This window comes from Microbacterium sp. NPDC090003 (assembly GCF_044748385.1).
Taxonomy (GTDB): domain Bacteria; phylum Actinomycetota; class Actinomycetes; order Actinomycetales; family Microbacteriaceae; genus Microbacterium.
On record NZ_JBIVFW010000001.1, the window covers coordinates 43,495 to 55,383 of the forward strand.

An 11,889-nucleotide genomic window follows, 5' to 3' on the forward strand; every position below is an offset into this window, starting at 1 on the left:
TATATCAAGTAGTGGAATCGAGAGTAATTCGTACATGGGACATTGCGGCTCCGGCGGCGGGTGCCGGCCGTCGGGTTATCCACAGCGCCCCGCGGGGCAGGGCCGGAATCTCCTAGCCTTTCGGGATGGATACGCGCTTCGCCCTCGTCGGGCTCGTCCACCTCGTGCTGCTCGGCATCGGCGGGTGGCTGCTCGTCATCGATGCGCGCACCCACCGCCTTCCCGATCGCATCGTGCTCCCGACCCTCGGGGGACTCCTGCTGCTCGCACTCGTCGATGCGCTCGCGACCGGCGACAGGGCGCCGTCGATCCGTGCGCTCCTGGGCATGATCGTGCTCGGCGGCTTCTACGCACTGCTGCGCCTCCTGAGCCGCTCGGGCATGGGCGGGGGCGATGTGAAGCTCGCGGCCGTGATCGGCCTGGTGCTGGCCTGGCACGGATGGACGGCACTCGCCGTGGGCGCGGCATCCGCCTTCGTCCTCGGCGCGCTGTACGCCGTGGGACTCATGGCGCTCCGACGGGCCGATCGGACCACGCGCATCGCCTTCGGCCCCTGGATGATCGTCGGCGCGGTGCTCGGCGTCCTCGCGGTCTGACCCGGACCCGCCGATTCTCCGCCCGAACGTCGGAGCGCGGCGATAGGGTGAGGGCATGGCACTCGCACGACTTCACGGCGGCCCGCTGGACGGGCAGATCCTTCCCCTCGGCGACGCGGACGACAAGCTGATCGTCCCCTACAGCGAGACGCAGGTGGTGTACAACCGTCGCGGCGAGCCGCAGAACACCGGCTCCGACGACGGTCCCACCGAGATCGACTACTGGTACGACGAGTCCCTCGAGGACCTCACGTCCAGCGATGACTGAGCCGTCGCGCACCGTCGAGGTCGAGCGCAAGTTCGATGTCGACGATGCGACGCCGCTCCCTCGATGGGACGCGATCCCCGGAGTCGACACCGTCACGGACGCTGAGTCCCGCGACCTCGACGCCCAGTACTTCGACACGGCCGAGGGGGCGCTGTCGCGCTCCGGAGTGGCGCTGCGTCGCCGCACCGGCGGCCCCGACGCGGGCTGGCACGTCAAAGGTCCGCGCGAGGGCGACGGCCGGCTCGAGCTGGGATGGCCGCTCGACGACGGCGAGGGCATCCCGGATGCCGTCGCCGCCACGGTCGCCCGATGGACGACCGATCCGTTGACGCCCCTCGCGCGCATCCGCAACGACCGCACCGCCTACCTCCTCACCGGCGCCGACGGCGTGATCGCCGAGTTCGTCGACGATCGGGTCCGCGCCACCGATCTCCGCCAGGGCATCGAGCGCGCGTGGCGCGAGTGGGAGATGGAGCTGGGGCCGGCTGCGCCCGCGGATGCCGACGGGCGCGAGGCCTTCTTCTCCGCCGTCGAAGCCGCAGTGCGTACGGCGGGAGGGCGTGAGGCCTCTTCCGGCTCCAAGCTCGCCCGCGCACTCGGCTTCTGAGCCTTCGCAGAGGTCGCGACACGGCACAACCCCCTTCCCCACGGAAGCGGCGGCGTGCTTGAGTGACACCATGAGCCGTCCCGCCGTCCTGCGCTCGCTGCAGACGATCGTTCCCGACACCGTCATCGCGCAGGACGCGGTGAGAGACGTCTTCGCGCAGCAGCCCGGTCTGGGGCGGCTCGCGCAGAGGATCGTCACGGCCTCCTTCGACGGCTCCGGCATCGATACCCGGCACACCGTGATCGAGGAGTTCTCGCCGCTGCACGAGACCGAAGAGCCGGTGTTCTTCGCCCCGGCGACGCGCCAGTTGCTCGCGGCAGGCACCCGGGCGCGCAACGACATCTACGTGCGTGAGTCGACGCGATTGTTCGTGGAGGTCGCGCAGCGGGCGATCGAGGAGGATCCCGACCTTCAGGCATCCGATGTGACGCACGTGATCACCGTCTCGTGCACGGGCTTCCATGCCCCGGGACCCGAGTACGAGATCGTGCGGGCCCTGGGGTTGGCCGACAGCGTGCAGCGCTTCCATTTCGGGTTCATGGGCTGCTACGCCGTCATGCCGGCCCTGCGCGCGGCGAGCCAGTTCTGCTCGGCGGATCCGGATGCCGTCGTCCTCGTCGTGAGCGTCGAGCTCTGCACGCTGCATCTGCGCTCTTCCGAAGACCCCGACACGATCGTCGCGACCTCGCTGTTCGCCGATGGAGGGGCGGCCGGGATCGTCACGGCGCGCCAGCTGCCGTCGGAGGTGCCGGCGCTGAGTCTCGACCGTTTCCACACGGCCATCGCCCCCGAGGGTGAGAAGGACATGGCCTGGACGATCGGCGACGAGGGCTTCGAGATGATCCTCTCGACCGCGGTGCCGCAGATCATCGGCGAGACCATACTCGGAGCGCTACGCCCGCTGTACGTCGGGGAGCACGACATGTCGATCGCCTTCGAGGAGGGCACGATCGGCGAGAGGGTCGCGCACTGGGCCATCCATCCCGGGGGCCGCAGCATCCTCGACCGGATCCAGGAGCGTCTGCATCTGAGTGACGCACAGCTGCATCCGGCGCGCGCGGTCCTGCGCGAGAACGGCAACATGTCGAGTGCCACGATCCTGTTCGTGCTCAAGCGCATCCTCGAGGAGGAGGGGGCGCAGCGCGGAGATCGTGTGGCGGCGATGGCCTTCGGCCCGGGGCTCACCGCGGAGAGCGCGCTGATGACGGTCGAGACGCCGCGCGGTCATGACGCCTGACCTGCGGCAGCGGGCGGTCGATCTACCGGAACTCATGGATGACCCGGCGGCAGATCTGCGGATGCTCGAGCGCACGTATCAGCGCTTCGAGCTCGTCAACGCGCTGGTGTCACGACCGGGGCTGCTCTACCGACGTCACGTGCGACCGCGCGCACGGCGCGGCGAGGTGCGCATCCTCGACATCGGAGCAGGCGGGGGAGATCTCTGCCGGTATATGGCGCGGCGCCTTCGACGCGAGGGGCTGTCGGCTCGGATCACGGCGCTCGACCCGGATGAGCGGGCGATCGATTGGGCGCGCACCCACGACGGTTCAGCGGGGGTGGACTATAGATGCGCCGACAGTGCGACGCTCGCCGCCGCGGGTGAGCAGTTCGACATCATCGTCTCGAACCACCTCCTCCACCACCTCGACTCCGCCGAGTTGGCCGCTCTTCTGCGCGACAGCGAGACGCTGGTGGCGCCGGGTGGCGTCGTCGCACACCAGGACATCGCGCGCGGTCGCGCCGCCTATGCGCTCTACGCGGTGGGCACGGCGCCGTTCGCGAAGAACTTCCTCGCGGGCTCGTTCATCCGGACCGACGGCCTGCGCAGCATCCGCCGCTCCCACACCGCCACCGAGCTCGACGCACTCGCTCCGGACGGATGGCAGGTACGCTCGGCGCTGCCCGCCCGACTCGAACTGCGGTGGGAGCATCCGCTCGGCTGACCGCGCCGACGGCCGCAGCACGCACGAAGGCCCGGTCGCGCGAGTGCGGACCGGGCCTTCGTGGCGATGCCTTCGAGAGGCAAGCGTGATCAGAAGTTGATCATGTGCCCCGCGAGGCCGTGGAAGCCCTCCTGCAGTGCCTCCGACAGCGTCGGGTGCGTGTGCACGTTGCGTGCCAGCTCGAGAGCGGTGAGGTCCCACTTCTGAGCGAGCGTCAGCTCGGGGAGGAGCTCGGAGACGTCCGGTCCGATCATGTGGGCGCCGAGGAGCTCGAGGTGCTCGGCGTCGGCGATCAGCTTGACGAAACCGACCGGCTCGCCGAGGCCGTGCGCCTTGCCGTTGGCCATGAACGGGAAGCTGACGACCTTGACGTCATGGCCCTCGTCCTTCGCCTGCTGCTCGGTGAGGCCGAACGAGGCCACCTGCGGCGAGCAGAACGTCGCGCGGGGCATCATGCGGTAGTCGCCGAGGGTCATGGTCTCGGCGTCGCCGATGGTCTCCGCGGCGACCACGCCCTGCGCTTCCGCCACGTGGGCGAGCTGCAGCTTGGCGGTCACGTCGCCGATGGCGTAGATGCCCTCGACGTTGGTGCGCATGTGGTCGTCGATCGCGATCGCACCGCGCTCGGTGAGCTCGACGCCGGTCTTCTCGAGCCCGAAGCCCTCGACGCGCGGGGCGAAGCCGATCGACATGAGCACCTTCGAGGCCTCAATCGAGCCGGCCTGGCCGTCCTTGCCGGTGTAGGTGACGGTGACGGAGGAGCCGTTGTCGACGACCGTCTCGACCTTGGTCGAGGTGAGGATGTCGACGCCGTAGTTCTTGTACTGCTTGGCGATCTCCTTCGACACGTCGGCGTCCTCGTTGGGGAGGGCACGGTCGAGGAACTCGATGATCGTGACCTTCACGCCGTAGTTCGTCATGACGTACGCGAACTCCATGCCGATCGCGCCGGCGCCGACGATGACGATCGACTCGGGGAGCTCACGGCTCATGATCTGCTCTTCGTAGGTGACGACGTTCTCGCTGAGCGTGACGCCGGGTAGCAGACGAACCGTCGAACCCGTCGCGATGATCACGTTGTCGAAGGTGACCTCTTCGACCTGGCCGTCGGACTTGGCGACCGAGATGGCCTTCGGACCGGTGAAGGTGCCGCGGCCGTCGTACTCGGTGACCTTGTTCTTCTTCATCAGGAAGTGGATGCCCTTGACGCGGCCGTCGGCCACGACACGGCTGCGATCGAACGCCTTGCCGTAGTCGAGCGAGAACTCCCCCGAGATGCCGAAGAAGTCGGCCTTGTGCTTCAGGGTGTGGGCGATCTCCGCGTTCTTCAGGAGGGCCTTGGAGGGGATGCAGCCGACGTTGAGGCACACACCACCCCAGTACTTCTCCTCGATGATGGCGGTGGACAGGCCGAGCTGCGCGCTGCGAACCGCAGCGACGTATCCACCAGGACCTGCACCGAGGATGACGACGTCGTAATGAGGCATGCGTCAAGCCTATCGCGACGTGGAGCCGTCGGAACCGGTCGGTGAGGCGCCGCGGCGGCGTCGGGAGAGGATGACGGCGAGCGTGATCCCGGCCGCGATCACCAGGATGCCGAGGACGACGAGGATCCAGATCCAGGCGGTCGACGGGCTGGCCGACGCGTCGTCATCGGTGGCCGTCGTGGTCGGGCTCGCCGAGGGCGATGCCGAGGGTTCGGCCGAGGCGAACGGGGCGGATGCCGTCTCGGTCGCGGTGGGGGTCGGGGTCGGGTCCGTGCTGTTCGCGACGGTGAAGGAGAATTCCTCCGACGTCGGATGTCCATCGCTCGAGACGACCTTCCACACGACGCGATACACACCGGCTTCGGCCGCGGCCATCAGAGGCTGTGTGACAGTCGCCCCCTCGGTCACGGCAGCACCCTCGGAGACGAGATTCTCGTTCGCGTCGAGAACCTGGACCTCGGTGGCGTTCTCCCCGGTGATCAGGTCGGCGTTGAACGTCAGCACGATCTCCGATGGGAGGACATCGACCGTCGAGTCCGCCGCCGGAGACGAGGAGATCAGGTCGTCGTGGGCCGAAGCCGACAGGGGCGCGAACAGCACGAGGAAGGCGGTGAGAAGGGTCGCGGCGAGGGCGAGGGGCGCGGTCGAGCGCCGGAGGATGGTGGTCTGCACCCCACCACCCTAGGAATATCCGGTGTGCGGTGCCTGAATGTGTGGATCGCCTGTGGATGCGGCTCCCGCGAGGGCCCCGGCATCCGATAGTGTGGACGACCAGGAGGGCGAAGTGACAGACAACGACAGCCGACCGGCCGCAGACGCGGCGATCCACCGATCCGGCGAGCAGAAGCACGACGTGACGCAGACGTTCGGACACGATTCCGACCTGTCGTTCGTTCCCTTCGGTGTGGAATTGACCGAGGTTGAGCAGTCGGCGATCGCCGCGCTTCCCTCGGGATCCGCGCTGCTGCTGGTGCGCTCCGGCGCGTTGGCGGGTGCGCGCTACCTCCTCGACACCGACGTGACCACGATCGGGCGTCACCCCGAGGCCGACATCTTCTTCGACGACGTGACGGTCTCGCGTCGGCACGCCGAGGTCACTCGCAGCGGCACGGCGTTCGAGATCATCGATCAGCGGTCGCTGAACGGCACGTACGTCAACGGCGAGCGGTTCGACCGCAGCCCCCTGGTCGACGGAGCAGAGGTGCGCGTCGGCAAGTTCCGGCTCAACTTCTTCGCCTCGCCGATCGACCGCGCAGCGGCCAACGCCTGATGGCGGCGTCCCCGGCCCGCGAACGATCTGCGTCCGCGGGTCTTCTGAGCATCGGTCAGGTGCTCGCACGTCTGACTCCCGACTTCCCCGACCTCACCTCCAGCAAGCTGCGGTTCCTCGAGGTGCAGGGGATCGTCACTCCCTCGCGCACGGAGTCGGGATACCGCAAGTTCTCGCAGGCCGACATCGAGCGCCTGCGTCTCGGGCTCACGCTCCAGCGTGACCACTACCTTCCGCTGAGCGTGATCCGCGAGCAGCTGGACGAGGCGAGCACCGAGTCCACAGCCCTCGCGCCTCCGCCGTCGATCACCCCGACGCCGCGTCGCTACCGGCGTACCGAGTTGCTCTCCGCGGCGGGCGCCGGTCCCCAGCTGCTGAACGACGCGATCAGCACCGGCGTCATCACGGCGCAGGAGACGTACCCCGAGGCAACGGTCGCCCTGCTGCGCGGATTGGTCGCTCTCGACCGCCACGGCATCGAGCCGCGGCACCTGCGGGCGCTGCGCCAAGGAGCGGATCGCGAGGTCGCCCTCATCGAGTCCGCGCTGTCGGCGCTGCTGCGGCGCACCGACGCCGCATCGCGTGCCAAGGCGAGCGAACTGGCGCCGGAACTGGCGTCGAAGATCGACGAGGTCCGCGGGCTCTTCGTCAAGGAAGCGCTCACGCGCGTCCTTTCGTAACGAACTGATTGCGACACACCTTCGCGGTGTCGCGGATGTCGTTGCCGCTCCGGGGGTGCTGCTCTAGCGTGGAGGTAACCGTTCCAGGGAGGATTTGAAATGAATGCGGATGAGCTCACAGGCGACCCGCGGTTCGTGCCCGAACTCCTCTTCACCGACGGTCTCCCGGCGATGGACGACGAGGTCGGATACCGCGGAGCGGTCGCCGCTCGTGCCGCCGGCATCACCTACCGCCAGCTCGACTACTGGGCGCGTACGGAACTGGTCGTTCCGACCGTCCGCGGCGCCAGCGGCTCCGGCTCGCAGCGTCTCTACGGTTTCCGTGACATCCTCGTCCTCAAGCTCGTGAAGAGCCTCCTCGACACCGGTATCTCTCTGCAGCAGATTCGCACCGCGGTCGAAGAGCTGCGCCGCGCCGGCATCCGCGATCTCGCCGGCACCACCCTCATGAGCGATGGCGCCTCCGTGTATCTCTGCACGTCGAACGACGAGGTCATCGACCTCGTCAGCCGCGGACAGGGCGTGTTCGGCATCGCTGTCGGCAAGGTGCTCCGCGAGGTCGAGTCGACCCTGGTGGAGTTCGACCCCACGGCTCCCGACCCCGTCGACGAGCTGGCCAGCCGCCGCTCGAAGCGCTCCGCCTGACCCACCGTCCCTCCGGACACAAGAACGGCCACCCTCGTCGAGGATGGCCGTTTCTCATGTCTGCGGGTGCTTACGCCTGCTGTCCGGTCTCGGGTACGGGGATGCGCCCCGTTCGGATGATCCGGTCGAGGAGCTGATCGAAGTCGGCGGCGAGCTCCTGCGCCGAGTCGCCGGGCCAGATGTGCAAGGGCTTGGCGGCGCCCTGCGCCTGCTGGAGCGATGTGCGTTCGGGGAGCTGCGGAGAGAGGACGAGCGGGCCGAACATGTCGCGCAGTTCCTTGATGCGGAACTGGTGCTCGATCGACTGCGGGCGCACGCGGTTCACGACGATGCCCAGCGGCTGCAGACGCGGGGAGAGGCCGCGGCGGATCTCCTCGATCGCGCGCAGGGCTCGGTCGGCCGCGGCGACCGAGAACAGGCCGGGCTCGGTGACGACCATGACGCGGTCGCTCGCGGCCCAGGCCGTACGGGTGAGGGCGTTGAGCGACGGGGCGCAGTCGATGAGGACGAGGTCGTAGTCGGCCTCGACCGCAGCGAGGGCCTCTTCGAGCTTCCACACGTCGCGCACACTGGGGTGCGGACCGTCGAAGTTGATCGCCGACGGGCTGCCGATGAGCACGTCGATCGTGCCGGGGTGCACCTTCGCCCAGCCGCTGGAGGTGATCGCCTGACGGACGACCTTCTCCTTCGGGTTCGCCAGGACGTCGGCGATGTTGAGTCGTCCTGCCACCTGGATGTCCATACCGGTGGACACATCGGACTGCGGGTCGAGGTCGACGACGAGAGTACGGACGCCCCGGGCGAAGGCCGCTGAGGCCAGGCCGAGGGTCACGGTCGTCTTGCCGACGCCTCCCTTGAGAGAGCTGACGCTGAGTACGTGCACGGACTCCACGTTACCTTGCCCTAGTCTGGGGGAACACTCAGCCCCGCCCCATGTGCGTGCATCCACGCGCACATCGAGCTCCCAGAGGTGTGCATGTTCCAGAAGATCCTTGTGGCCAACCGCGGCGAGATCGCGATCCGTGCCTTCCGCGCGGCCTATGAAGTCGGAGCCAGGACCGTCGCGGTCTTCCCGCATGAGGATCGGGGCTCCGTGCACCGCCTCAAGGCGGACGAGGCCTACGAGATCGGGGAGCGCGGCCATCCGGTGCGTGCGTACCTGAACGTCGACGAGATCATCCGTGTCGCGCTCGAGTCCGGCGCCGACGCGATCTACCCCGGGTACGGCTTCCTCTCCGAGAACCCGGAACTGGCCGAGAAGGCCGCGGCCAACGGCATCGTGTTCATCGGCCCGCCCGCCGCCGTGCTCGAGATGGCCGGCAACAAGGTCGAGGCCAAGCGCCACGCCGTCGAGGCCGGCGTGCCCGTGCTCCGCTCGACCGAGGCGTCCGCCGATGTGGAGGCGCTGGTGTCGCAGGCCTCCGACATCGGTTTCCCCCTTTTCGCCAAGGCCGTGGCCGGCGGTGGCGGACGAGGAATGCGTCGCGTCGAGACGGCCGCCGAACTCGCCCCCGCACTTGCCGAGGCGATGCGCGAAGCGGACAGCGCCTTCGGCGACCCGCGGATGTTCCTCGAGCAGGCCGTGGTGCGTCCCCGTCACATCGAGGTGCAGATCCTCGCCGACAAGACCGGCGAGACGGTGCACCTCTTCGAGCGCGACTGCTCGGTGCAGCGCCGTCATCAGAAGGTCGTCGAGATCGCCCCGGCGCCGAACCTCGACGACGGCATCCGCACCGCACTGCACGGATATGCCGTCGCCTTCGCACGCTCGATCGGGTACGAGAACGCCGGCACGGTCGAGTTCCTGCTCGAGACGGCGGGGGAGCGGGCCGGCGAGGTCGTCTTCATCGAGATGAACCCGCGGATCCAGGTCGAGCACACGGTCACCGAAGAAGTCACCGATGTCGACCTCGTGCAGAGCCAGATGCGCATCGCTTCCGGTCAGACGCTGGCGGAGCTCGGCCTGCAGCAGCAGAACCTGCAGCTGCGGGGAGCGGCCCTCCAGTGCCGGATCACGACCGAGGATCCTACGCAGGGCTTCCGCCCGGACACGGGGAAGATCACGACGTACCGGTCGCCCGGTGGCGCCGGCATCCGTCTCGACGGCGGAACCGTGCACCAGGGCGCGCAGATCAGCCCCCACTTCGATTCGATGCTGTCGAAGCTGACCTGCCGCGGACGCGACTTCCCCGCGGCGGTCGCCCGAGCTCGTCGTGCACTGGCGGAGTTCCGCATCCGCGGCGTCGCGACGAACATCCCGTTCCTGCAGGCGCTGCTCGACGACGACGCCTTCGTCGCCGGTGACCTCAGCACCTCATTCATCGACGAGCGTCCCGAGCTCCTGCGCGGACGGGTGTCGAAGGACCGCGGCACCAAGATCCTCAACTGGCTGGTCGACGTCACCGTCAACAAGCCGAACGGTGCGCACCCGGGGGCTGTCGATCCCCGCACGAAGCTTCCGGCGATCGACCTCGCGGCCGAGCCCGTGCCCGGCTCGCGTCAGCGCCTGCTCGAACTCGGGCCGGAAGGGTTCGCGGCCGAGCTTCGCGAGCAGAGCGCGCTGGCGATCACCGAGACGACCTTCCGCGATGCGCACCAGTCGCTGCTCGCCACGCGCGTGCGGACGAAGGACCTCGTCGCGGCCGCGCCCTACGTCGCTCGGCTGACGCCGGGCCTGCTCTCGGTCGAGGCATGGGGCGGGGCGACCTACGATGTCGCGCTCCGGTTCCTGGGGGAGGACCCCTGGGAGCGCCTCGACAAGCTGCGGGCGGAGCTTCCGAACGTGGCGATCCAGATGCTTCTCCGCGGACGGAACACGGTCGGCTACACGCCGTACCCGACGGCCGTCACCGATGCCTTCGTGGCCGAGGCCGCTGCGAGCGGTGTCGATATCTTCCGCATCTTCGACGCCCTCAACGACATCGAGCAGATGCGGCCGGCGATCGCCGCGGTCAGACGTACGGGGACGGCGATCGCCGAGGTCGCGCTCTGCTACACCGGCGACCTGTCGAATCCTGCCGAGGACCTCTACACGCTCGACTACTACCTCGGCCTCGCCGAGAAGATCGTCGACGCCGGGGCGCACATCATCGCCATCAAGGACATGGCGGGTCTCCTCCGCCCGGCGGCTGCCGCCACCCTCGTCTCCGCGCTGCGCGAGCGCTTCGACCTCCCGGTGCACCTGCACACGCACGACACCCCGGGCGGACAACTCGCGACACTCCTGGCCGCCAGCGCCGCCGGTGTCGACGCCGTGGATGCGGCATCCGCTCCGCTGTCGGGCACGACGAGTCAGCCCTCGCTGTCGGCGCTGGTCGCTGCGCTCGCGCACACCGACCGCGACAGCGGCATCGATCTCGGGGGCGTCTCGGATCTCGAGCCGTACTGGGAAGCCGTGCGGCACCAGTACGCGCCGTTCGAGTCGGGTCTTCCGGGGCCCACGGGGCGCGTGTACCACCATGAGATCCCGGGTGGTCAGCTCTCGAACCTGCGGCAGCAGGCCAAGGCGCTCGGTCTCGCCGACGACTTCGAGCTGATCGAGGACATGTACGCCGCCGCCGACCGGATCCTCGGCCGGGTGCCGAAGGTCACGCCCTCGTCCAAGGTGGTCGGCGATCTCGCCCTGCATCTCGCCGCGGTGAAGGCCGACCCGGCGGATTTCGAGGCGAACCCCGAGAAGTACGATGTGCCGGACTCGGTCGTCGGCTTCATGGCGGGCGAACTCGGCGACCTGCCCGGTGGGTGGCCGGAGCCGTTCCGATCGAAGGTTCTCGCGGGGCGCACTGTCCGCGTCGGGCTGACCGACCTCACGGCCGACGACGAGTCGGCACTCGCGGGCGACAGCGCGACACGGCGGGCGCGACTGAACACCTTGCTCTTCCCGGCGCCGATGCAGGAGTTCAGCCAGATGCGCGAACTCTTCGGCGACCTGTCGGTGCTCGACACGAGCGACTATCTGTACGGCCTCGTCGCGGGGCAGGAGCACCTGGTCGAGATCGACCGCGGCGTGCAACTCTACGTCGGTCTGGAGGCGATCGGTGACGCCGACGACCGCGGCATCCGCACCGTGATGACGACCCTCAACGGCCAGCTCCGACCGGTCTTCGTGCGGGATCGTGCGATCTCGGTCGACGCCCACGAGGTCGAGAAGGCCGACACCTCCGTTCCCGGTCAGGTCGCTGCTCCGTTCTCGGGAGTCGTCACCCTGAAGGCCGAGGTCGGCGCGACGGTCCGCGCCGGTGAGCCGGTCGCGTCGATCGAGGCGATGAAGATGGAGGCCGCGATCACCGCGCCCGTCGACGGTGTGGTCGAGCGTCACGCGATCTCGTCGACGCAGCAGGTCGACGCCGGCGATCTTTTGGTCGTCATCCGTCCCGCGCACTAACCTTGTCCG

The 11,889-nt window shown here is 68.7% G+C and carries 12 protein-coding genes; 9 read left to right on the top strand and 3 right to left on the bottom strand.

Annotated elements, in window-relative coordinates; genetic code table 11:
• Positions 1 to 125: 125 nt before the first annotated feature.
• From ACIPVN_RS00205 to ACIPVN_RS00225, 5 genes are all read left to right on the top strand, one after another.
• Positions 126 to 596 (top strand): prepilin peptidase, encoded by a 471-nt coding sequence (locus tag ACIPVN_RS00205; RefSeq protein WP_400438035.1) that lies wholly within the window; start codon positions 126 to 128, stop codon positions 594 to 596.
• 55 nt (positions 597 to 651) lie between these two features.
• On the top strand, positions 652 to 864 hold the full coding sequence (locus ACIPVN_RS00210) for a response regulator (protein ID WP_400438037.1): 213 nt from the start codon (positions 652 to 654) through the stop codon (positions 862 to 864).
• Entirely contained in the window at positions 857 to 1,471 is a 615-nt protein-coding gene (locus ACIPVN_RS00215; RefSeq protein WP_400438039.1) for a CYTH domain-containing protein, read from the top strand. The genes ACIPVN_RS00210 and ACIPVN_RS00215 overlap by 8 nt, the downstream gene beginning before the upstream one ends.
• A gap of 70 nt (positions 1,472 to 1,541) precedes the next feature.
• A complete protein-coding gene (locus ACIPVN_RS00220) occupies positions 1,542 to 2,708 on the top strand; it encodes a type III polyketide synthase (protein ID WP_400438041.1) in 1,167 nt (388 codons plus the stop codon).
• On the top strand, positions 2,698 to 3,414 hold the full coding sequence (locus ACIPVN_RS00225; RefSeq protein ID WP_400438043.1) for a methyltransferase domain-containing protein: 717 nt from the start codon (positions 2,698 to 2,700) through the stop codon (positions 3,412 to 3,414). The genes ACIPVN_RS00220 and ACIPVN_RS00225 overlap by 11 nt, the downstream gene beginning before the upstream one ends.
• 89 nt (positions 3,415 to 3,503) lie before the next feature.
• Here ACIPVN_RS00225 and lpdA read toward each other — a convergent pair whose 3' ends face one another.
• Together lpdA and ACIPVN_RS00235 are read right to left on the bottom strand one after the other, a co-directional pair.
• Positions 3,504 to 4,901: a dihydrolipoyl dehydrogenase gene (gene lpdA / locus ACIPVN_RS00230; RefSeq protein ID WP_400438045.1), complete on the bottom strand. Its 1,398-nt coding sequence runs from the start codon at positions 4,899 to 4,901 to the stop codon at positions 3,504 to 3,506.
• Positions 4,902 to 4,910: 9 nt separating this feature from the next.
• Complete coding sequence (locus ACIPVN_RS00235; RefSeq protein WP_400438047.1) at positions 4,911 to 5,573, bottom strand: copper resistance protein CopC; 663 nt, start codon at positions 5,571 to 5,573, stop codon at positions 4,911 to 4,913.
• A 112-nt stretch (positions 5,574 to 5,685) separates the two neighbouring features.
• Between ACIPVN_RS00235 and ACIPVN_RS00240 the strand changes: the two genes are divergently transcribed.
• The 3 genes from ACIPVN_RS00240 to ACIPVN_RS00250 all read left to right on the top strand — a co-directional run bounded on the left by ACIPVN_RS00240 (position 5,686) and on the right by ACIPVN_RS00250 (position 7,496).
• Positions 5,686 to 6,171 (top strand): FHA domain-containing protein, encoded by a 486-nt coding sequence (locus ACIPVN_RS00240; RefSeq protein ID WP_400438049.1) that lies wholly within the window; start codon positions 5,686 to 5,688, stop codon positions 6,169 to 6,171.
• Entirely contained in the window at positions 6,171 to 6,851 is a 681-nt protein-coding gene (locus ACIPVN_RS00245) for a MerR family transcriptional regulator (RefSeq protein WP_400438051.1), read from the top strand. Before ACIPVN_RS00240 ends, ACIPVN_RS00245 begins: the two co-directional genes overlap by 1 nt.
• Positions 6,852 to 6,950: 99 nt before the next feature.
• A complete protein-coding gene (locus ACIPVN_RS00250; RefSeq protein ID WP_247622066.1) occupies positions 6,951 to 7,496 on the top strand; it encodes a MerR family transcriptional regulator in 546 nt (181 codons plus the stop codon).
• Positions 7,497 to 7,566: 70 nt separating this feature from the next.
• Here ACIPVN_RS00250 and ACIPVN_RS00255 read toward each other — a convergent pair whose 3' ends face one another.
• A complete protein-coding gene (locus ACIPVN_RS00255) occupies positions 7,567 to 8,379 on the bottom strand; it encodes a ParA family protein (protein ID WP_247622067.1) in 813 nt (270 codons plus the stop codon).
• Between the two features lie 93 nt (positions 8,380 to 8,472).
• Here ACIPVN_RS00255 and ACIPVN_RS00260 point away from each other — a divergent pair, with 93 nt between their 5' ends.
• A complete protein-coding gene (locus ACIPVN_RS00260; protein ID WP_400438054.1) occupies positions 8,473 to 11,880 on the top strand; it encodes a pyruvate carboxylase in 3,408 nt (1,135 codons plus the stop codon).
• Positions 11,881 to 11,889 lie beyond the last annotated feature (9 nt).